The organism is Streptomyces griseoviridis, assembly GCF_005222485.1.
Taxonomy (GTDB): domain Bacteria; phylum Actinomycetota; class Actinomycetes; order Streptomycetales; family Streptomycetaceae; genus Streptomyces; species Streptomyces hintoniae.
This window is the reverse complement of record NZ_CP029078.1, coordinates 1745591-1766767: the sequence shown is the minus strand read 5'-3', so window position 1 is coordinate 1766767 and position 21177 is coordinate 1745591. Positions and strand designations below refer to the sequence as shown.

Annotated in this window: 20 protein-coding genes; 19 read left to right on the top strand and 1 reads right to left on the bottom strand. The window is 71.7% G+C overall.

Annotated features, from left to right (window positions below; all coding sequences use genetic code 11):
* Window positions 1–75: 75 nt before the first annotated feature.
* The 7 genes from aroC (at window position 76) to nusB (ending at window position 6369) form a co-directional block, all read left to right on the top strand.
* Window positions 76–1260, top strand: coding sequence for a chorismate synthase (gene aroC, locus DDJ31_RS06865; protein ID WP_127181181.1), 1185 nt, complete (start codon window positions 76–78; stop codon window positions 1258–1260).
* A complete protein-coding gene (locus DDJ31_RS06860) occupies window positions 1257–1775 on the top strand; it encodes a shikimate kinase (RefSeq protein ID WP_127181182.1) in 519 nt (172 codons plus the stop codon). The genes aroC and DDJ31_RS06860 overlap by 4 nt, the downstream gene beginning before the upstream one ends.
* Window positions 1772–2863: a 3-dehydroquinate synthase gene (gene aroB, locus DDJ31_RS06855; RefSeq protein WP_127181183.1), complete on the top strand. Its 1092-nt coding sequence runs from the start codon at window positions 1772–1774 to the stop codon at window positions 2861–2863. Before DDJ31_RS06860 ends, aroB begins: the two co-directional genes overlap by 4 nt.
* Before the next feature lie 164 nt (window positions 2864–3027).
* Entirely contained in the window at window positions 3028–3957 is a 930-nt protein-coding gene (locus tag DDJ31_RS06850; protein ID WP_127181184.1) for a Pro-rich N-terminal domain-containing protein, read from the top strand.
* A gap of 231 nt (window positions 3958–4188) precedes the next feature.
* Complete coding sequence (locus tag DDJ31_RS06845) at window positions 4189–5307, top strand: aminopeptidase P family protein (protein WP_127181185.1); 1119 nt, start codon at window positions 4189–4191, stop codon at window positions 5305–5307.
* Window positions 5308–5365: 58 nt separating this feature from the next.
* Window positions 5366–5932, top strand: coding sequence for an elongation factor P (efp, locus tag DDJ31_RS06840; protein ID WP_093831276.1), 567 nt, complete (start codon window positions 5366–5368; stop codon window positions 5930–5932).
* A 2-nt stretch (window positions 5933–5934) separates the two neighbouring features.
* Complete coding sequence (gene nusB / locus DDJ31_RS06835; RefSeq protein WP_127181186.1) at window positions 5935–6369, top strand: transcription antitermination factor NusB; 435 nt, start codon at window positions 5935–5937, stop codon at window positions 6367–6369.
* Between the two features lie 872 nt (window positions 6370–7241).
* Here the strand turns inward: nusB and bldD are convergent.
* Complete coding sequence (bldD, locus tag DDJ31_RS06830) at window positions 7242–7745, bottom strand: transcriptional regulator BldD (RefSeq protein ID WP_003988955.1); 504 nt, start codon at window positions 7743–7745, stop codon at window positions 7242–7244.
* Window positions 7746–7999: 254 nt separating this feature from the next.
* Here bldD and pyrR point away from each other — a divergent pair, with 254 nt between their 5' ends.
* From pyrR to coaBC, 12 genes are all read left to right on the top strand, one after another.
* Entirely contained in the window at window positions 8000–8629 is a 630-nt protein-coding gene (gene pyrR, locus DDJ31_RS06825; protein ID WP_240678260.1) for a bifunctional pyr operon transcriptional regulator/uracil phosphoribosyltransferase PyrR, read from the top strand.
* 89 nt (window positions 8630–8718) lie between these two features.
* Window positions 8719–9705 carry an aspartate carbamoyltransferase catalytic subunit gene (locus tag DDJ31_RS06820; RefSeq protein ID WP_127181187.1) on the top strand — a complete coding sequence of 329 codons (987 nt, stop codon included), beginning with the start codon at window positions 8719–8721 and terminating at the stop codon, window positions 9703–9705.
* Entirely contained in the window at window positions 9702–10988 is a 1287-nt protein-coding gene (locus DDJ31_RS06815; RefSeq protein WP_127181188.1) for a dihydroorotase, read from the top strand. Before DDJ31_RS06820 ends, DDJ31_RS06815 begins: the two co-directional genes overlap by 4 nt.
* Window positions 10985–11545 carry a PH-like domain-containing protein gene (locus DDJ31_RS06810; protein ID WP_127181189.1) on the top strand — a complete coding sequence of 187 codons (561 nt, stop codon included), beginning with the start codon at window positions 10985–10987 and terminating at the stop codon, window positions 11543–11545. Before DDJ31_RS06815 ends, DDJ31_RS06810 begins: the two co-directional genes overlap by 4 nt.
* Entirely contained in the window at window positions 11542–12699 is a 1158-nt protein-coding gene (carA, locus tag DDJ31_RS06805; protein ID WP_127181190.1) for a glutamine-hydrolyzing carbamoyl-phosphate synthase small subunit, read from the top strand. Before DDJ31_RS06810 ends, carA begins: the two co-directional genes overlap by 4 nt.
* Window positions 12692–16000 (top strand): carbamoyl-phosphate synthase large subunit, encoded by a 3309-nt coding sequence (carB, locus tag DDJ31_RS06800; protein ID WP_127181191.1) that lies wholly within the window; start codon window positions 12692–12694, stop codon window positions 15998–16000. The genes carA and carB overlap by 8 nt, the downstream gene beginning before the upstream one ends.
* 52 nt (window positions 16001–16052) lie before the next feature.
* Window positions 16053–17159, top strand: coding sequence for a quinone-dependent dihydroorotate dehydrogenase (locus tag DDJ31_RS06795; RefSeq protein WP_127181192.1), 1107 nt, complete (start codon window positions 16053–16055; stop codon window positions 17157–17159).
* A complete protein-coding gene (pyrF, locus tag DDJ31_RS06790) occupies window positions 17156–18001 on the top strand; it encodes an orotidine-5'-phosphate decarboxylase (RefSeq protein ID WP_127181193.1) in 846 nt (281 codons plus the stop codon). Before DDJ31_RS06795 ends, pyrF begins: the two co-directional genes overlap by 4 nt.
* A gap of 360 nt (window positions 18002–18361) precedes the next feature.
* A complete protein-coding gene (locus tag DDJ31_RS06785; protein ID WP_003977346.1) occupies window positions 18362–18685 on the top strand; it encodes an integration host factor in 324 nt (107 codons plus the stop codon).
* A gap of 60 nt (window positions 18686–18745) precedes the next feature.
* The gene (gmk, locus tag DDJ31_RS06780; protein WP_127181194.1) at window positions 18746–19339 is read left to right on the top strand and encodes a guanylate kinase; all 594 of its coding nucleotides are present in this window, start codon (window positions 18746–18748) and stop codon (window positions 19337–19339) included.
* 56 nt (window positions 19340–19395) lie between these two features.
* Entirely contained in the window at window positions 19396–19668 is a 273-nt protein-coding gene (gene rpoZ / locus DDJ31_RS06775; protein WP_003988945.1) for a DNA-directed RNA polymerase subunit omega, read from the top strand.
* A gap of 132 nt (window positions 19669–19800) precedes the next feature.
* The gene (gene coaBC, locus DDJ31_RS06770) at window positions 19801–21003 is read left to right on the top strand and encodes a bifunctional phosphopantothenoylcysteine decarboxylase/phosphopantothenate--cysteine ligase CoaBC (protein ID WP_127181195.1); all 1203 of its coding nucleotides are present in this window, start codon (window positions 19801–19803) and stop codon (window positions 21001–21003) included.
* The last annotated feature ends 174 nt before the right edge of the window (window positions 21004–21177 follow it).

Here is a 21177-nt window from a genome sequence, read left to right as displayed (position 1 = left end):
CCGGTCGCGCCGTCGCCGTACGCGAGGACGCGCGTACACAGGGCAGTACCAGGGCGCGAGCACTGAGGAGCACCGTTGAGCAGGTTGCGCTGGCTGACCGCGGGAGAGTCCCACGGTCCCGCACTCGTGGCGACGCTGGAGGGCCTTCCCGCCGGCGTGCCGATCACCACGGAGATGGTGGCGGACCACCTGGCCCGGCGCCGGCTCGGTTACGGACGCGGCGCCCGGATGAAGTTCGAGCGTGACGAGGTCACCTTCCTCGGCGGTGTCCGGCACGGCCTCACCCTCGGTTCCCCGGTCGCCGTCATGGTCGGCAACACCGAGTGGCCCAAGTGGGAGCAGGTCATGGCGGCCGACCCGGTCGCCCCCGAGATCCTCGACGGGCTCGCCCGCAACGCGCCGCTGACCCGGCCCCGCCCCGGCCACGCCGACCTCGCGGGGATGCAGAAGTACGGCTTCGACGAGGCCCGCCCGATCCTGGAGCGCGCCTCGGCCCGGGAGACCGCCGCCCGGGTCGCGCTCGGCGCCGTCGCCCGCTCCTACCTGAAGGAGACGGCCGGCATCGAGATCGTCAGCCATGTCGTGGAGCTGGCAGCGGCCAAGGCCCCCTACGGCGTGTACCCGACCCCGGCCGACGTGCAGAAGCTGGACGCCGACCCGGTGCGCTGCCTGGACGCGGACGCCTCGAAGGCGATGATCGCGGAGATCGACCAGGCCCACAAGGACGGCGACACCCTCGGCGGGGTCGTCGAGGTCCTCGCCTACGACGTGCCGGTGGGCCTCGGCTCGCACGTCCACTGGGACCGCAGGCTCGACGCCCGGCTCGCCGCCGCCCTCATGGGCATCCAGGCCATCAAGGGCGTCGAGGTCGGCGACGGCTTCGACCTCGCCCGGGTGCCCGGCTCTAAGGCGCACGACGAGATCGTCGCCACCGCCGACGGCATCCGCCGCTCCACCGGCCGCTCCGGCGGCACCGAGGGCGGTCTGACCACCGGCGAACTGCTGCGGGTGCGGGCCGCGATGAAGCCCATCGCGACCGTCCCGCGGGCCCTGAAGACCGTCGACGTCGCCACCGGCGAGGCCACCCAGGCCCACCACCAGCGCTCCGACGTGTGCGCGGTCCCGGCCGCCGGCATCGTCGCCGAGGCGATGGTCGCGCTCGTCCTCGCGGACGCCGTCGCGGAGAAGTTCGGCGGCGACAGCGTCCCCGAGACCCGCCGCAACGTCCGCTCCTACCTCGACCACCTGGCCATCCGATGACCGCCGCGCCGAACGTCGTCCTCGTCGGACCCATGGGCGTCGGCAAGTCCACCGTCGGCCGGCTCCTCGCCGACCGGCTCGGCGTCGGCTACCGCGACACCGACGACGACATCGTCACCGCCCAGGGCCGCACCATCGCCGAGATCTTCGTCGACGACGGCGAACCCGCCTTCCGCGCCATCGAGAAGCACGCCGTCAGCCGCGCCCTCACCGAGCACGACGGCGTCCTCGCACTCGGCGGCGGCTCGATCCTCGACCCCGACACCCGCGCGCTCCTCGCCGGACACCGCGTCGTCTACCTCTCGATGGACGTCGAGGAAGCGGTCAGACGCACCGGCCTCAACGCCGCCCGCCCGCTGCTCGCCGTCAACCCGCGCAAGCAGTGGCGCGAACTGATGGAAGCCCGGCGGGCCCTGTACGAGGGGGTCGCCACGGCCGTCGTCGCGACGGACCGCCGCACCCCCGAAGAGGTCACCCAAATCGCCCTGGACGCACTGGAGTTGAAGGAAGCATGAGCGAGTCGGTGACACGGATCCAGGTCGGCGGCACAGCGGGCAGCGAGCCCTACGAGGTCCTGGTGGGCCACCGGCTGCTGGGCGAACTGGGCACGCTGATCGGGGAGAAGGCCAAGCGGGTCGCCGTGATCCACCCCGAGGCGCTGGCCGAGACCGGCGACGCGCTCCGCGCCGACCTGGCCGACCAGGGCTTCGACGCGGTCGCCATCCAGGTGCCGAACGCGGAGGAGGCCAAGACCGCCGAGGTCGCCGCCTACTGCTGGAAGGCGCTCGGCCAGTCCGGGTTCACCCGCACCGACGTCGTCGTCGGCGTGGGCGGCGGCGCCACCACCGACCTGGCCGGGTTCGTGGCCGCGACCTGGCTGCGCGGGGTCCGCTGGATCGCCGTACCGACCACCGTGCTCGCCATGGTGGACGCGGCCGTCGGCGGCAAGACCGGCATCAACACCGCCGAGGGCAAGAACCTCGTCGGCGCCTTCCACCCGCCGGCCGGCGTGCTGTGTGACCTCGCCGCGCTCGAGTCCCTCCCGGTCAACGACTACGTCTCCGGGCTCGCCGAGATCATCAAGGCCGGCTTCATCGCCGACCCGGCGATCCTCGACCTGATCGAGTCCGACCCGCAGGCCGCCCGCACCCCCGCGGGCCCGCACACCGCCGAGCTGATCGAACGCTCCATCCGGGTCAAGGCCGAGGTGGTCTCCTCCGACCTCAAGGAGGCCGGGCTGCGCGAGATCCTCAACTACGGCCACACCCTGGGCCACGCCATCGAGAAGAACGAGCGCTACAAGTGGCGGCACGGCGCGGCCGTCTCCGTCGGCATGCACTTCGCCGCCGAACTGGGCCGCCTCGCGGGCCGGTTGGACGACGCGACGGCCGACCGGCACCGCGCGGTCCTGGAAGCGGTCGGGCTGCCCCTGTACTACCGCTACGACCAGTGGCCCATGCTGCTGGAGAACATGCGGGTCGACAAGAAGTCCCGCGGCGACCTGCTCCGCTTCATCGTCCTCGACGGCCTCGCCAAGCCGACCGTCCTCGAAGGACCCGACCCGGCCGTCCTCGTCGCCGCGTACGGCGAAGTGGGGCAGTAAGTACCGCCGTACTCCTTCCGTCCGTATCGCCGTGCGGCGGCGGGCACTTCGGACCGCCCCCGGCCGTTCACCAAACGGCGGCCGGGGGCGGTACCGTTCGGTGGCGAGCGGGGTCCGCACCCGCTGCCAGCGCCCATCGCCTGTACGAGACGGAGTGGCACCGGATGCAGCACGCAGTGGGTTCTCCGCTGCCGCCGCCCCATCAGCCGGGGCACGGACCGGCCGAGAGCTGGTCCCCGGCCGCACACCACCCGGGCCCACAGCCCGCCGGCCCCCACCAGGGCCCACCACCGCCAGGCGGCCACCAGGGTCCCGCCCCGATGCCACCGCCGCCCGGCGGCCACCAGGGCCCGCCCCCGATGCCGCCGCCCGGCAGCCGTCAGACCTCCGCCCCGGTGCCGCCGCCTCCGGGCCCCCCGGCCTTCGCCCCGCACGGCCGGCCGCTGCCCCCTCCGGAGACGACCGGCCACGTGCCGCTCCCGCCGGGCGCCCCGGTGGGCGTCCCCACGCACCCGCAGGCCGCGTCCGACCCGTCGGCGACCACCCTCGCGGTGCTCCTCATCGGCCCGGCCGGCGCGGGCAAGACCAGCGTCGCGAAGTTCTGGGCCGAGCACCGCCGCGTCCCCACGGCCCACATCAGCCTCGACGACGTCCGCGAATGGGTCCGTTCCGGCTTCGCCGACCCGCAGTCCGGATGGAACGACCACTCCGAGGCGCAGTACCGGCTGGCCCGCCGCACCTGCGGCTTCGCCGCGCGCAACTTCCTGGCCAACGGCATCTCCTGCATCCTCGACGACGCGGTCTTCCCCGACCGGCCGGTCGTCGGCCTCGGCGGCTGGAAGCGCCATGTGGGCCCCGGCCTGCTCCCCGTCGTGCTGCTGCCCGGCCTGGAGATCGTCCTGGAGCGCAACGCGGAACGCACGGGCAACCGGCGGCTCACCGACGAGGAGGTCGCCCGCATCCACGGCCGCATGGCGGGCTGGTACGGCTCGGGGCTGCCCATCATCGACAACTCCCAACTGGACGTCCCGCAGACGGCCCGGATCCTCGACGACGTCCTGACCCGGTCCATCGCGAGCCCACCGCAGTGGTAGAGGAACGTTCCCGCCGCCCGGCCTGACCCGCCGGGCCGCCGGAGGCCGCGCCCACCGCGCAGATGTCCGCTCCCGTCCCGCCGGGCCGGCTCCGGCAGCTCCGTTCCGTCCCGTCGGGCCGGCTCCCGCAGCTCCGTTACGTCCCGCCCCCTCCCGTCCCGCCCCGGCTCGCGCTGCCCCACTCGGCCCTCTCGACCGGCGGGATCCGCGGGACGCTCCTACGCTCGCCTTATGCCCGAGGTGTACGCAGCCCGCCGTTCCCGTCTCCGTGGACGCTTCAACGCGGCCGGCAGCACCGCTGCGCTCGTCTCGCGTCCCGCCAACGTCCGCTACCTCGCGGGACCGGTCCCCGACGGCGCCGTCCTCCTGGTCGGCCGGAGCGACGCGCACGACCTGCTGGTCTGCCCCGAGCCCGCCGACGACCGCGCCGCGGGCGTCAGGACCGACGACAGCCTCCGGGTCCAGACCCTCACCGCGGGCGCGGGCGACCCCGCCGTCGCCGCCGCCGATCTCGCCGCGGGCCACGACGCCGACTGCCTCGCCGTGGAGGAGCACCACCTCACCGTGGCCAGGCACCGGGCCCTGCGCTCGGTGCTGCCCGCCTCCCGGCTGCGCCTGTCCGACCTCGGCCGGGCCGTCGAACAGCTGCGGGTCGTCAAGGACGAGGAGGAGATCTCCTGCCTGCGCATCGGCGCCGAGATCGCCGACCAGGCGCTGAGCGAACTCCTGGAGTCCATCCTCGTCGGCCGCACCGAACGCCACCTCGCCCTGGAACTCGAACGACGGCTCGTCGACCACGGCGCCGACGGACCCGCCTTCGCCACCTCGGTCGCCACCGGACCGCACTCCGGCAGGCGCTCGCACCGGCCCACCGACCGCCGGGTCGAGGAGGGCGACTTCCTCTCCGTCTCCCTGGGCGCCAGCTACCGCGGCTACCGCTGCTCGATCGGCAGGACCTTCGTCATCGGCACCAGCCCCGCCGACTGGCAGATCGACCTCTACGACCTCGTCTTCGCCGCCCAACGCGCAGGCCGGGAGGCCCTCGTCCCCGGTTCCGCGCACCGCGACGTCGACCACGCGGCACGTCAGGTCCTGGACTCGGCCGGGTACGCCGAGGGCCTGCCCGCGCGCACCGGGCACGGCGTCGGACTCGAAATCGACGAGGACCCGCAGTTGGCCCCTGCGGCCATGGGTAAACTGGACGCTTGCGTGCCGGTCACCGTCGAGCCAGGGGTCCACCTCCCGGGCCGGGGCGGCGTCCGGATCGATGACACGCTCGTCGTCCGCCCCGAGGCGGACGGCGGACCCGAGCTACTCACCATCACGACCAAGGAGCTGCTCGCGCTCTAGCCTCGCGCTGTGCGCCCGGCCCGTGGTCGTCCACGTCAGTCCAGGAGATTCCGCAACCGTGGCTTCCACGAACGACCTCAAGAACGGCCTGGTGCTCAAGCTCGACGGCGGCCAGCTGTGGTCCGTCGTCGAGTTCCAGCACGTCAAGCCCGGCAAGGGCCCGGCCTTCGTGCGCACCAAGCTGAAGAACGTGCTCTCCGGCAAGGTCGTCGACAAGACGTTCAACGCCGGTGTCAAGGTCGAGACGGCCACTGTCGACAAGCGCGACATGCAGTTCTCGTACATGGACGGCGAGTACTTCGTCTTCATGGACATGGAGACCTACGACCAGCTGATGGTCGACCGCAAGGCCGTCGGCGACGCCGCCAACTTCCTGATCGAGGGCTTCACGGCCACCGTCGCCCAGCACGAGGGCGAGGTGCTCTTCGTCGAGCTGCCCGCCGCCGTCGAGCTGGTCGTCCAGGAGACCGAGCCCGGCGTCCAGGGCGACCGCTCCACCGGCGGCACCAAGCCCGCCACCCTGGAGACCGGCCACCAGATCCAGGTCCCCCTCTTCATCACCACCGGAGAGAAGATCAAGGTCGACACCCGCACGAGCGACTACCTCGGCCGGGTGAACAGCTAACCGTGGCTGCCCGCAACACGGCCCGCAAGCGCGCCTTCCAGATCCTCTTCGAGGGCGACCAGCGCGGAGCCGACGTCCTCACGGTCCTCGCGGACTGGATCCGGCTCTCCCGGGGCGACACCCGGCAGCCGCCGGTGAGCGAGTACACGATGCAGCTCGTCGAGGGCTACGCGCAGCACGCGCGGCGGATCGACGACCTCATCGCCCAGTACGCCGTGGGCTGGACGTTGGACCGGATGCCGGTCGTGGACCGCAACATCCTGCGTCTGGGGGCGTACGAGCTGATCTGGGTCGACGAGACCCCGGACGCCGTCGTCCTCGACGAGATGGTGCAGCTGGCGAAGGAGTTCTCCACCGACGAGTCGCCCTCGTTCGTGAACGGCCTGCTGGGCCGCTTCAAGGAGCTCAAGCCCTCGCTGCGCCGGGACGAGGCATAGAAGGCGCACCACCACGCCGTCGCGCGCACCGGGCGGCCGAAGACGCCGGAGGGCCCACAGCATGACCTGCTGCGGGCCCTCCGGCATCTCCGGGAACTGCGGGAACTGCGGGAACTGCGGGAACTTTGGGAGTTCCGGGAACTTCGGCATCTCCGGGACTCCGGGACTCCGGGAGCTTCGGCGTCTCCGGGAACTCCGGGATCTCCGGGAACTTCGGGACTGCGGTGGCGGTCCGGGCCGGGGCGATGTGCTCGACGAGGTCTGCGCACCGGCCGGGCGTCGGCCCGCGCGAGCGCTCCCGCGTCGCCGGGGGGCGTGGGCCCGCGGTCCGACCGTGCGCCTCGACAGGCGTCGGCCGGGGGAGACGCGCTCGGCGATTGTCCTGTGACGGCTGCGAGAGCGATCCCGTTTCGCCGTGTGTCCCGCGCCGGACCGCGCGGCGCGCGCACCGGTCGGACCGTGCGGCGCGAACGGCCCCGCCTCCCGCGCCCGATCGCGCGCCTCGCACGCCCCCGTGCCTGACACCCTCCCGCACGCCCCTGTGAGGCCCCTGCGTCGCCCTGGCGTCCGCCGCGCGCACCCCGGCCGCCTCCGTGCCCCGCGGGAGGCTCCCCGTGGCTCCTGCGCCTCCCGACGGCTCCCGACTGCTCCGGACGGTTTCCGACGGCTCCGGACTGCTCCCGACTCCGCGCGTCGCCTCCGAGGTTTCTCGTGGCCCCCGGGTCCCACGCGGCCCTCGCACCACTCGCCACCCCTGCGCCCCTCGTGCATCCGGGCGCGCCCCCGGCCCACGAAAAAAAGCCACCGAGAGAGCCGGAACCGTCGGGTTCCGGCCACCTCGGTGGCACGTTTCTTCGCAAGCGGGGAGCGGATCAGCCCTCGTCGTGCGTGGCCACCGCTCGGCGCGCGTCCGCGTCCAGCACACCCCAGCTGATCAGCTGCTCGGTGAGGACCGAGGGCGACTGGTCGTAGATGACGGCCAGTGTGCGCAGGTCGTCCTGGCGGATCGACAGCACCTTGCCGTTGTAGTCGCCCCGCTGGGACTGGATCGTCGCGGCGTACCGCTGGAGCGGGCCCGCCTTCTCGGCCGGCACCGTGGCCAGCCGCTCCAGGTCGAGGACCAGCTTCGGCGGCGGCTCGGCGGCCCCGCCGGGAGTGGTGCCCGGCAGCAGCTCCTGCACCGGAACGCCGTAGAAGTCCGCCAGCTCGGCCAGGCGCTGCACGGTCACGGCGCGGTCGCCGCGTTCGTACGAACCGACCACGACGGCCTTCCAGCGTCCCTGCGACTTCTCCTCGACTCCGTGGAGGGAAAGGCCCTGCTGGGTGCGGATGGCCCGAAGCTTGGCCCCGAGCTGTTTGGCGTATTCGCTGGACATATAGCTCCCCGGACACTGTGTCGCGCGGAGCGGCTTGGTTTCCGTGCCGCGCGTCTGGTAACTCACTGTGAGGTTACGCAGCGTGACTCTCGTGCGTCAAGCCGAATGGTCCACACCGACGCTTCCGCGACAGCCGTGGCCGATTACGCCAGGGGGGTGAATCGGGGGCACGGCGGGGCCTGCTACCGTGGATGGCGCAAATCCGACGTCCTTTAAGGTCCGTCCCGTGAGGCGGAGAAGGAGGTCCGTTTCCTATGGACACGCAGCACACGCAGAACCCGCAGGACAAGCAGAAGCCGCAGGAGAGCCAGGACATCCCGGAGACCGGGGACTCCCGGGCCTCCGACGCCCGGCCCGTCCTCGAAGCCCCCGACATCGCGCGGGTGCTGACCCGCATCGCGCACGAGATCGTCGAACGCGCCAAGGGCGCCGAGGACGTGGTGCTGCTCGGCATCCCGACCCGGGGCGTCTTCCTCGGCCGCAGGCTCGCCGAGAAGCTGGCGGAGATCACCGGCCGCACGGTCCCGGTGGGCTCCCTCGACATCACCATGTACCGCGACGACCTCCGGATGCACCCGCCGCGCGCGCTGGCCCGCACCGAGATCCCCGGTGACGGCATCGACGGCCGCCTCGTCGTCCTCGTCGACGACGTGCTGTTCTCCGGCCGCACCATCCGCGCCGCCCTCGACGCCCTGAACGACATCGGGCGCCCGCGCGCGGTCCAGCTCGCCGTCCTCGTCGACCGGGGCCACCGCGAACTGCCCATCCGCGCCGACTACGTCGGCAAGAACCTCCCCACGTCGTTGCGGGAGACGGTCAAGGTGCTGCTCGCCGAGGAGGACGGTCGCGACACCGTGCTGCTCGGTGTGAAGCAGAACCCGTAGCGGACCGACGGCGCACCCCGAAGCGGTGTGCCGCGCCTTCGCCTGCCCGGAATCTCCTCATACCTGAACTGCCTTACGGAGCCTGACAGATGCTGCGTCATCTCATCTCGGCCGCCGACCTCACCCGCGACGACGCCGTCCTGATCCTCGACACCGCCGAGGAGATGGCCCGGGTCGCCGACCGGCCGATCAAGAAGCTGCCGACCCTGCGCGGCCGGACGGTCGTCAACCTCTTCTTCGAGGACTCGACCCGGACCCGGATCTCCTTCGAGGCCGCGGAGAAGCGCCTGTCCGCGGACGTCATCAACTTCACCGCCAAGGGATCGAGCGTCTCCAAGGGTGAGTCCCTGAAGGACACCGCCCAGACCCTGGAGGCCATGGGCGTCGACGCCGTGGTCATCAGGCACGGCGCCTCCGGGGCCCCCTACCGGCTCGCCAACTCCGGCTGGATCGACGCCGCCGTCATCAACGCGGGCGACGGCACCCACCAACACCCCACCCAGGCGCTCCTGGACGCGTTCACCATGCGCCGCCGGCTGGTCGGCCGGGACACCGGGCTCGGCCAGGACCTCGACGGGCGGCGCATCACGATCGTCGGCGACATCCTGCACAGCCGGGTCGCCCGCTCCAACGTCGACCTGCTGCACACCCTGGGCGCCGAGGTCACCCTGGTCGCCCCGCCCACCCTGGTGCCGGTCGGCGTCGGGAACTGGCCCTGCGAGGTGTCCTACGACCTCGACGCCGTCCTGCCCAAGTCCGACGCCGTGATGATGCTCCGCGTCCAGCGCGAGCGCATGAACGCCGCGTTCTTCCCGACCGAGCGCGAGTACTCGCGCCGCTACGGCCTCGACGGCGACCGGATGGCGCGGATGCCGGAGCACGCCGTCGTGATGCACCCGGGACCGATGGTCCGCGGCATGGAGATCACCGCCGAGGTCGCCGACTCGGAGCGCTGCACCGTCGTCGAGCAGGTCGCAAACGGAGTCTCCATCCGGATGGCCGTCCTGTATCTGCTGCTCGGCGGCAACGAGCCCGCCGTCACCCACACCCGCACCGAGGAGAAGTCCGAACGATGAGCAAGATCCTGATCCGCGGTGCGAAGGTGCTCGGCCACGACCCGCAGGACGTCCTGATCGACGGCGAGACCATCGCCGAGGTCGGCACCGGCCTCACGGCCGAAGGCGCCGAGGTCGTCGAGGCCGAGGGCAAGGTGCTGCTGCCCGGCCTCGTCGACCTGCACACCCATCTGCGCGAGCCCGGCCGCGAGGACTCCGAGACCGTGCTGACCGGCACGCGCGCGGCGGCCTCCGGCGGCTTCACGGCCGTCTTCGCGATGGCCAACACCTTCCCGGTCGCCGACACCGCCGGCGTCGTCGAGCAGGTCTACCGGCTCGGCCGCGACCACGGCTACTGCGACGTGCAGCCGATCGGCGCCGTCACCGTCGGCCTGGAGGGCAGGAAGCTCGCCGAACTGGGCGCCATGCACGAGTCGGCGGCCGGCGTCACCGTCTTCTCCGACGACGGCAAGTGCGTCCACGACGCCGTGATCATGCGCCGCGCCCTGGAGTACGTGAAGGCCTTCGGCGGGGTCGTCGCCCAGCACGCCCAGGAGCCGCGGCTCACCGAGGGCGCCGAGATGAACGAGGGTGTCGTCTCCGCCGAGCTGGGCCTCGGCGGCTGGCCCGCGGTGGCCGAGGAGTCGATCATCGCCCGGGACGTCCTGCTCGCCGAGCACGTCGGCTCCCGCGTCCACATCTGCCACCTCTCGACCGCCGGCTCCGTGGAGATCGTCCGCTGGGCCAAGTCCCGCGGCATCGACGTCACCGCCGAGGTCACCCCGCACCACCTGCTGCTCACCGACGAACTGGTGCGCACCTACAACCCCGTCTACAAGGTCAACCCGCCGCTGCGCACCGAGCGCGACGTGCTGGCCCTGCGCGAGGCGCTCGCCGACGGCACGATCGACATCGTCGCCACCGACCACGCCCCGCACCCGCACGAGGACAAGGACTGCGAGTGGGCCGCCGCCGCCATGGGGATGGTCGGCCTGGAGACCGCGTTGTCAGTGGTGCAGGAGACCATGGTGGACACCGGGCTCCTCACCTGGGCCGGGGTCGCCGAACGCATGTCCGCCAAGCCCGCCGAGATCGGCGGGGCCGACGGCCACGGCCGCCCCGTCTCGGCTGGTGAGCCCGCCAACCTCACGCTCGTCGACACGGCATACCGTGGGTCGGTGGACCCCGCGGGCTTCGCCTCGCGCAGCCGGAACACCCCGTACGAGGGGCGTGAGCTGCCGGGCCGTGTGACGCACACCTGGCTCAGGGGCAAGGCCACGCTCGTCGACGGGAAGCTCACGTGACACCTGTAATCCTGCTCGCGGCCGAGAAGAAGTCGGCCGAGGTCACCGACTGGGCCGCCAGGCTCGGCTGGCTCGTCGGACTCGCGCTGTTCGTCGCGCTCGTCTACTGGCTGATGCGCGAGGGCTGGAAATGGCGCGGCACCCTCCAGGGGGACCTGCCCGAGCTGCCCACCGCGCCGGACACGCCCGGCGCGGCCAGGCTGACCATGAGCGGTCGCTACCACGGCTCCACCACCGCGGGACAGTGGCTCGACCGCATCGTGGCGCACGGCCTCGGCACCCGCAGCCGGGCCGAGCTGACGCTGACCGACGCCGGCCTCGACGTCGTACGGCCCGGCGCCCGCGACTTCTTCGTGCCGCTCGACCGGCTGCGCGAGGCCCGGCTCGACAAGGGCATCGCGGGCAAGGTCCTCACCGAGGGCGGGCTCCTCGTGGTGACGTGGGAGCACGGCGACCGGCTGATCGACTCCGGGTTCCGCTCGGACCGCGCGGCCGAGCACACCGAGTGGGTCGACGCCCTGAACCAGATGATCAACAAGACGGAAGGCGCACGATGACAACCTCCATCCAGGGAGCGGCCTCGCGGAGGCACCAGGCGGCTCCCGCCGTACTCGTCCTGGAGGACGGCCGGATCTTCCGCGGCCGCGCCTACGGGGCCGTGGGGGTCACCTTCGGCGAGGCCGTGTTCTCCACCGGCATGACCGGCTACCAGGAGACCCTCACCGACCCGTCGTACCACCGCCAGGTCGTCGTGATGACCGCACCGCACGTCGGCAACACCGGCGTCAACGACGAGGACCCCGAGTCGGGCCGCATCTGGGTCGCCGGGTACGTCGTGCGCGACCCCGCGCGCGTGCCGTCCAACTGGCGCTCCCGCCGCTCCCTCGACGAGGAGCTGCGCGGCCAGGGCGTCGTCGGCATCTCCGGCGTCGACACCCGCGCCCTCACCCGCCACCTGCGCGAGCGCGGCGCCATGCGCGTCGGCATCTTCTCCGGCCCCGCCCTGCCCGCCGACGAGCGGATGCTCGCCCAGGTCAGGGAGGCCCCCGAGATGACGGGTGCCGACCTCTCCGCCGAGGTCGCCACCGACGAGGCGTACGTCGTCCCCGCGATCGGCGAGAAGAAGTTCACCGTCGCCGCCGTCGACCTCGGCATCAAGGGCATGACCCCGCACCGGATGGCCGAACGCGGCATCGAGGTGCACGTGCTGCCCGCCACCGCCACCGCCGACGACGTGTACGCCGTCGCCCCCGACGGAGTGTTCTTCTCCAACGGGCCCGGCGACCCGGCCACCGCCGACCACGCGGTCGCCGTGATGCGCGCCGTCCTGGAGCGCTCCACCCCGCTCTTCGGCATCTGCTTCGGCAACCAGATCCTGGGCCGCGCCCTCGGCTTCGGCACCTACAAGCTGAAGTACGGCCACCGCGGCATCAACCAGCCCGTGCAGGACCGCACGACCGGCAAGGTCGAGGTCACCGCGCACAACCACGGCTTCGCCGTCGACGCCCCCCTCGACCGGGTCAGCGAGACGGAGTTCGGCCGCGCCGAGGTCTCCCACGTCTGCCTGAACGACAACGTGGTGGAGGGCCTGCACCTGCTCGACCGGCCGGCCTTCAGCGTCCAGTACCACCCCGAAGCGGCGGCAGGCCCGCACGACGCCGCCTACCTGTTCGACCGCTTCGTTTCCCTGATGGAGGGCCAGCGTGCCTAAGCGCACCGATATCCAGTCCGTCCTGGTCATCGGCTCCGGCCCGATCGTCATCGGCCAGGCCGCCGAGTTCGACTACTCCGGCACCCAGGCGTGCCGCATCCTGCGCGCCGAGGGGCTGCGCGTCATCCTCGTCAACTCCAACCCGGCGACGATCATGACCGACCCGGAGATCGCCGACGCCACCTACGTCGAGCCGATCACCCCGGAGTTCGTCGAGAAGATCATCGCCAAGGAGCGCCCCGACGCCCTGCTGCCCACTCTGGGCGGCCAGACGGCCCTCAACACGGCGATCTCGCTGCACGAGGCGGGCACCCTCGACAAGTACGGCGTCGAACTGATCGGCGCCAACGTCGAGGCCATCAACAAGGGCGAGGACCGCGAACTCTTCAAGGGCGTCGTCGAGGCCGTCCGCGCCAAGATCGGCCACGGCGAGTCCGCCCGCTCGGTCATCTGCCACTCCATGGACGACGTGATCCAGGGCGTCGACACCCTCGGCGGCTACCCCGTCGTCGTCCGCCCCTCCTTCACCATGGGCGGCGCCGGCTCCGGCTTCGCGCACGACGAGGAGGAGCTGCGCCGCATCGCGGGACAGGGCCTCACGCTCTCCCCGACCACCGAGGTGCTCCTGGAGGAGTCCATCCTCGGCTGGAAGGAGTACGAGCTGGAGCTGATGCGCGACAAGCACGACAACGTCGTGGTCGTCTGCTCCATCGAGAACTTCGACCCGATGGGCGTCCACACCGGCGACTCGATCACCGTCGCCCCCGCGATGACGCTCACCGACCGCGAGTACCAGACCCTGCGCGACATCGGCATCGCGGTGATCCGCGAGGTCGGCGTCGACACCGGCGGCTGCAACATCCAGTTCGCGGTCAACCCCGAGGACGGCCGGGTCATCGTCATCGAGATGAACCCGCGCGTCTCCCGGTCCTCCGCGCTCGCGTCCAAGGCGACCGGCTTCCCGATCGCGAAGATCGCCGCCAAGCTCGCCGTCGGCTACACCCTCGACGAGATCCCGAACGACATCACGCAGGAGACCCCGGCCTCCTTCGAGCCCACCCTCGACTACGTCGTCGTCAAGGCCCCGCGGTTCGCGTTCGAGAAGTTCCCGAGCGCCGACTCCACGCTGACGACGACCATGAAGTCGGTCGGCGAGGCCATGGCCATCGGCCGCAACTTCACCGAGGCGTTCCAGAAGGCGCTGCGCTCGCTGGAGAAGAAGGGCAGCCAGTTCACCTTCGTGGGCGAGCCGGGCGACAAGCTCCAGCTGCTGGAGGAGGCCGTACGGCCCACCGACGGCCGCATCAACACCGTCATGCGGGCCATCCGGGCCGGCGCCACCCAGGAGGAGGTCTTCGACTACACGAAGATCGACCCCTGGTTCGTCGACCAGCTCTTCCTCATCAAGGAGATCGCCGACGAGCTGGGCCAGGCGCCCGAGCTGACGCCCGACCTGCTCGCCGAGGCCAAGCGGCACGGCTTCTCCGACGTCCAGATCGCCGAGATCCGCGGCCTGCGCGAGGACGTCGTGCGCGAGGTCAGGCACGCCCTCGGCATCCGCCCGGTGTACAAGACCGTCGACACCTGCGCCGCCGAGTTCGCCGCGAAGACGCCGTACTTCTACTCCTCCTACGACGAGGAGAACGAGGTCGCGCCCCGCGAGAAGCCCGCCGTCATCATCCTGGGCTCCGGGCCCAACCGCATCGGCCAGGGCATCGAGTTCGACTACTCCTGCGTCCACGCCTCCTTCGCGCTCTCCGAGGCCGGGTTCGAGACCGTGATGGTCAACTGCAACCCGGAGACCGTCTCCACCGACTACGACACCTCCGACCGGCTCTACTTCGAGCCGCTCACCCTGGAGGACGTGCTGGAGATCGTCCACGCCGAGCAGCAGGCGGGCCCGGTCGCGGGCGTCATCGTCCAGCTCGGCGGCCAGACCCCGCTGGGGCTCTCGCAGGCCCTCAAGGACAACGGCGTGCCGATCGTGGGCACCTCGCCCGAGGCCATCCACGCCGCCGAGGACCGCGGCGCCTTCGGCCGGGTGCTCGCCGAGGCCGGCCTGCCCGCCCCCAAGCACGGCACCGCCACCACCTTCGCCGGCGCCAAGGCCATCGCCGACGAGATCGGCTACCCGGTCCTGGTGCGCCCCTCGTACGTGCTGGGCGGACGCGGCATGGAGATCGTCTACGACGAGACCCGGCTCGCCTCCTACATCGACGAGTCGACCGAGATCAGCCCCTCCCGGCCGGTCCTCGTCGACCGCTTCCTCGACGACGCCATCGAGATCGACGTCGACGCCCTCTACGACGGCGAGGAGCTGTACCTCGGCGGCGTCATGGAGCACATCGAGGAAGCCGGCATCCACTCCGGCGACTCGGCGTGCGCGCTGCCCCCGATCACCCTGGGCGGCTTCGACATCAAGCGGCTGCGGACCTCCACCGAGGCCATCGCCCGCGGGGTCGGCGTCCGCGGTCTGATCAACATCCAGTTCGCGCTGGCCGGCGACATCCTCTACGTCCTGGAGGCCAACCCGCGCGCGTCCCGCACGGTCCCCTTCACCTCCAAGGCGACCGCGGTGCCGCTGGCGAAGGCCGCCGCCCGCATCTCGCTGGGCGCGACCGTCGCCGAACTGCGCGCCGAGGGCCTGCTCCCGGCCCACGGCGACGGCGGCGAACTGCCCTTCGACGCGCCGATCTCCGTCAAGGAGGCCGTCATGCCGTGGTCGCGGTTCCGCGACATCCACGGCCGGGGCGTGGACACCGTCCTCGGCCCCGAGATGCGCTCCACCGGCGAGGTCATGGGCATCGACTCCGTCTTCGGCACGGCGTACGCCAAGTCGCAGGCAGGCGCCTACGGTCCGCTGCCCACCAAGGGCCGCGCGTTCATCTCGGTCGCCAACCGCGACAAGCGGTCGATGATCTTCCCGGCCCGCGAACTGGTCGCCCACGGCTTCGAACTGCTCGCCACCTCAGGCACCGCCGAGGTCCTCAAGCGCAACGGCATCAACGCCACCATGGTGCGCAAGCAGTCCGAGGGCACCGGCCCGAACGGCGAGAAGACGATCGTCCAGCTGATCCACGACGGCGAGGTCGACCTGATCGTCAACACCCCGTACGGCACCGGCGGCCGCCTCGACGGCTACGAGATCCGCACGGCGGCCGTGGCCCGGTCGGTCCCCTGCCTGACGACGGTGCAGGCGCTCGCCGCCGCCGTCCAGGGCATCGACGCCCTCCACCACGGCGACGTCGGCGTCCGATCGCTCCAGGAACACGCCGAACACCTGACCGCGGCCCGCGACTAGCAGCCGACGAGGGGGACACCGGAAACGGTGTCCCCCTCGTCGTGAGGACACCATGTACAAGATCTTCTTCAACCTCGTCTTCCGGCGGATGGACCCCGAGGCCGCCCACCACCTCGCCTTCCGCTGGATCCGCCTCGCCGCCCGCGTCCCGGTCCTGCGCACCTTCCTGGCCGCCGCCCTCGCGCCCCGCCACCGGGAACTGCGCACCGAGGCCCTCGGGCTGCGGATGCACGGACCGTTCGGGCTCGCCGCTGGCTTCGACAAGAACGCGGTCGCCATCGACGGCATGGCTATGCTCGGCTTCGACCACGTCGAGATCGGCACGGTCACCGGACAGCCGCAGCCGGGCAACCCCAAGAAGCGGCTGTTCCGGCTGGTCCCCGACCGGGCACTGATCAACCGCATGGGCTTCAACAACGAGGGCTCGCTCGCCGTCGCGGCCCGGCTGGCGTCCCGCGAGGCCGTCTTCAGGACCGTCGTGGGCGTCAACATCGGCAAGACCAAGGCGGTCGCCGAGGCCGACGCCGTCGCCGACTACGTGACGTCCACCGAGCGGCTCGCGCCCCACGCCGACTACCTCGTCGTCAACGTCTCCTCGCCCAACACCCCCGGACTGCGCGACCTCCAGGCCACCGAGGCGCTGCGCCCGCTCCTGACGGCCGTGCGCGAGGCCGCCGACCTCACGGTCACCGCCCGCCGGGTCCCGCTCCTGGTGAAGATCGCGCCCGACCTCGCCGACGAGGACATCGACGCGGTCGCCGACCTCGCCGTGGAACTCGGCCTGGACGGGATCATCGCCACCAACACCACCATCGCCCGCGAAGGGCTCGGCCTCGCCTCGGAACCCGCCCTGGTCCAGGAGACCGGCGGTCTCTCCGGCGCGCCCCTCAAGGAACGCTCCCTCGAGGTCCTGCGCCGCCTCTACGCGCGCGTGGGCGACCGCGTCACCCTGGTGGGCGTCGGCGGCGTCGAGAACGCCGAGGACGCCTGGCAGCGGGTGCTGGCCGGCGCCACCCTGGTGCAGGGCTACAGCGCCTTCGTCTACGAGGGCCCGTTCTGGGCCCGTTCCGTCCACAAGGGACTCGCCGCCCGGCTGCGCACCAGCCCGTACGCCACCCTCGCCGACGCGGTCGGCGCCGACGTCAGGAAGGCCGCATGACCGCCCTGGAACCCTTCGGCGCCCGGCTGCGCCGCGCCATGGACACCCGCGGCCCGCTCTGCGTCGGCATCGACCCGCACGCGTCCCTGCTCACGGACTGGGGCCTGGCCGACGACGTGGCGGGACTCGAACGGTTCAGCCGCACGGTCGTGGCGGCGGTGGCCGACCGGGTCGCCGTCCTCAAGCCGCAGAGCGCCTTCTTCGAGCGGTTCGGCTCGCGCGGGATCGCCGTCCTGGAGAGGACCGTCGAGGAGGCGCGGGCGGCCGGCGCCCTGGTCGTGATGGACGCCAAGCGCGGCGACATCGGCTCGACCATGGCCGGGTACGCCGAGACCTTCCTGCACCCGGACTCCCCGCTGTTCTCCGACGCGCTCACCGTCTCGCCGTACCTCGGCTACGGCTCGCTCGCGCCCGCCGTCGAGCTGGCCAGGCGCGGCGGCACCGGGCTGTTCGTGCTGGCGCTCACCTCCAACCCGGAGGGCGGCGAGGTGCAGCGCGCGGTGCGTGCCGACGGCCGTGACGTCGGCGCGACGATGCTGGCGCACCTGGCGGCCGAGAACGCGGGGGAGGAGCCGCTCGGTTCCTTCGGCGCGGTGGTGGGCGCCACGCTGGGCGACCTGTCCTCCTACGACCTCGCGATCAACGGCCCGCTGCTCGCGCCGGGCGTCGGCGCGCAGGGCGCCACCGCGGCCGACCTGCCGACCGTGTTCGGGTCCGCCGTGCGCGCCGTCGTCCCGAACGTCAGCCGGGGCGTCCTGCGGCACGGTCCTGACGCGGGGGCGCTGCGGGCGGCCGCCGACCGGTTCACCGAGGAGATCAGGGCCGTTCTCGCGACGGTGTGAGCAGCGCCACTCACGCTCGCCCCCGTCACCCGCGGGTGACGGGGGCGAGCGTGCCGTATGAGGCTTTCGCGACGGTCGTCGCGGGCGTTCGAGCTGGTCGGCGAAGTCCTCTGCTGAGGGGCCCGTGTTCGACCCGCGTCCGAATCCACCCCCACATCCTGGTCTTTATGTCCCAAATGTCTGGCCTGACAGAGGCTGACCAGGACTTTTCCGCTGTTCTCGCTGACTCCGGCGCCCTTGCCCGCTAGTCTCCGACGAGAGTCAACGGGCGAGCGTGTTGCTCGTGGCTCGCCAGGTGTGGGGCGACTAGGTTCCTCACCGGTCCGTATCCGACAGTTCGACATCCGAGGTGACGTAGGCGTGGCTCTTCCGCCCCTTACCCCTGAACAGCGCGCAGCCGCGCTCGAAAAGGCCGCCGCGGCTCGCCGGGAGCGGGCCGAGGTCAAGAATCGACTCAAGCACTCCGGCGCCTCCCTGCATGAGGTCATCAAGCAGGGCCAGGAGAACGACGTCATCGGCAAGATGAAGGTCTCCGCCCTGCTGGAGTCACTGCCGGGCGTGGGCAAGGTCCGCGCCAAGCAGATCATGGAGCGACTGGGCATCTCCGAGAGCCGCCGTGTGCGGGGTCTCGGTTCGAACCAGATCGCGTCCCTGGAGCGTGAGTTCGGCAGCACCGGCTCCTGAGTCCGCCTCCTGCGGACCCGGGAGTCCCGGACACTCCGGGATTGCTGGAATAATCGCTGCATGGCTGCAACATTCCGGGGGACGACCCCCGAGCCCCCGGACGTACGTCCGCGGCTGACCGTGCTCTCCGGCCCCTCCGGGGTCGGCAAGAGCACGGTCGTCGCCCATATGCGCAAGGAACACCCCGAGGTCTGGCTCTCGGTGTCGGCGACGACCCGCAAGCCCCGCCCCGGTGAGAAGCACGGGGTCCACTACTTCTTCGTCAGCGACGAGGAGATGGACAAGCTGATCGCCAACGGCGAGCTGCTCGAGTGGGCCGAGTTCGCGGGCAACCGCTACGGCACGCCGCGCGCGGCCGTGCTGGAACACCTGGACTCCGGGGTCCCGGTCCTCCTGGAGATCGACCTCCAGGGCGCCCGGCAGGTCCGCGAGACCATGCCCGAGGGCCGGCTGCTGTTCCTGGCCCCTCCCTCCTGGGACGAGCTGGTGCGCAGGCTCACCGGCCGGGGCACCGAGCCGCCCGAGGTGATCGCCCGCCGGCTGGACGCGGCGAAGATCGAACTGGCCGCTGAGCCGGAGTTCGACATGACCCTGGTCAACACCTCCGTCGAGGACGTGGCGCGTGAGCTGCTAGCCTTGATGGACGTTGTGTGATCGTGATCGTGATGATCACACTCCCTGATTCTTTCCCATCCATCGGAAGGTAGAGCGTGTCCTCTTCCATCTCCGCGCCCGAGGGCATCATCAACCCGCCGATCGACGAGCTCCTCGAGGCCACGGACTCGAAGTACAGCCTCGTGATCTACGCGGCGAAGCGGGCCCGCCAGATCAACGCGTACTACTCGCAGCTCGGTGAGGGCCTCCTCGAGTACGTCGGTCCCCTCGTCGACACCCACGTCCACGAGAAGCCGCTCTCGATCGCGCTCCGCGAGATCAACGCGGGTCTGCTGACGTCCGAGGCCGTCGAAGGCCCCGCGCAGTAATATCACCTGCTTGAAGTTGACTTATCCACAGGCCCGGCAGCGCGACTGCCGGGCCTGTGGTGTGTCATGGAGGGCGGACGTCGCCGAGTCGCAGGCGCCGGCCGCCGAGTCGCACGCATCAGGGGAGAGACGGTGGACAAGCCCAAGGTCGTCCTGGGGGTCAGCGGTGGCATCGCCGCGTACAAGGCCTGTGAGCTGCTGCGCAGACTGACCGAATCGGGCCACGAGGTGCGGGTCGTGCCCACCGCCTCCGCCCTGCACTTCGTCGGCGCCGCCACCTGGTCCGCCCTCTCGGGCAACCCCGTCGCCACCGAGGTCTGGGACGACGTCCACGAGGTCCCGCACGTCCGCATCGGCCAGCACGCCGACCTCGTCGTCGTCGCCCCGGCCACCGCCGACCTGCTCGCCAGGGCCGCCCACGGCCTCGCCGACGACCTCCTCACCAACACCCTGCTCACCGCCCGCTGTCCGGTGGTCTTCGCCCCCGCCATGCACACGGAGATGTGGGAACACCCCGCCACCCGGGAGAACGTGGCGACCCTCCGCCGCCGCGGTGCCGTCGTCGTCGAACCCGCCGTCGGGCGCCTCACCGGCGTCGACACCGGCAAGGGCCGGCTGCCCGACCCGGCCGAGATCTTCGAGGTCTGCCGCCGGGTCCTCGCCCGCGGGGTCACCGAACCCGATCTCGCCGGGCGCCATGTCGTCGTCAGCGCGGGCGGCACCCGCGAGCCCCTCGACCCGGTCCGCTTCCTCGGCAACCGCTCCTCGGGCAAGCAGGGCTACGCCCTCGCCCGCACCGCCGCCGCGCGCGGCGCCCGGGTCACGCTGCTCGCCGCCAACACCGGCCTGCCCGACCCGGCCGGCGTCGACGTCGTCCAGGTCGGCACCGCCGTCCAACTGCGCGAGGCCGTGCTGAAGGCGACGGCCGACGCCGACGCCGTCGTCATGGCCGCCGCCGTCGCCGACTTCCGTCCGCAGACCTACGCGGCCGGAAAAATCAAGAAGAAGGACGGCCAAGAGCCCGAACCGGTCGTCCTGGTGCGTAATCCGGACATTCTCGCGGAGATCTCCGCAGAGCGCGCCCACCCCGGTCAGGTGGTCGTCGGCTTCGCCGCCGAGACCGACGACGTGCTGGCCAACGGCCGCGCCAAGCTCGCCCGCAAGGGCTGCGATCTGCTCGTCGTCAACGAGGTGGGGGAGCGCAGGACCTTCGGCTCCGAGGAGAACGAAGCGCTGGTCCTGGGCGCCGACGGCACCGAGACACCGGTCCCGCACGGTCCCAAAGAGGCTTTGGCCGAAATCGTCTGGGACCTGGTGGCGGACCGGCTCCGCTGACGGTTTCCTGCGTCTCCCCGGTCCTGCCGAACCTTCACCCGACGGGTGTGGCGAGCCTGGCCAACGCCGCTCGGGATGTGCACAATGCCCGTGCCGCAGGTCACAGCCGTCCCTAGGGGCAAGACAGGGGGACCGTTGACCGAGTGCGACCGATAAACTGTTCTCGGACGTGGC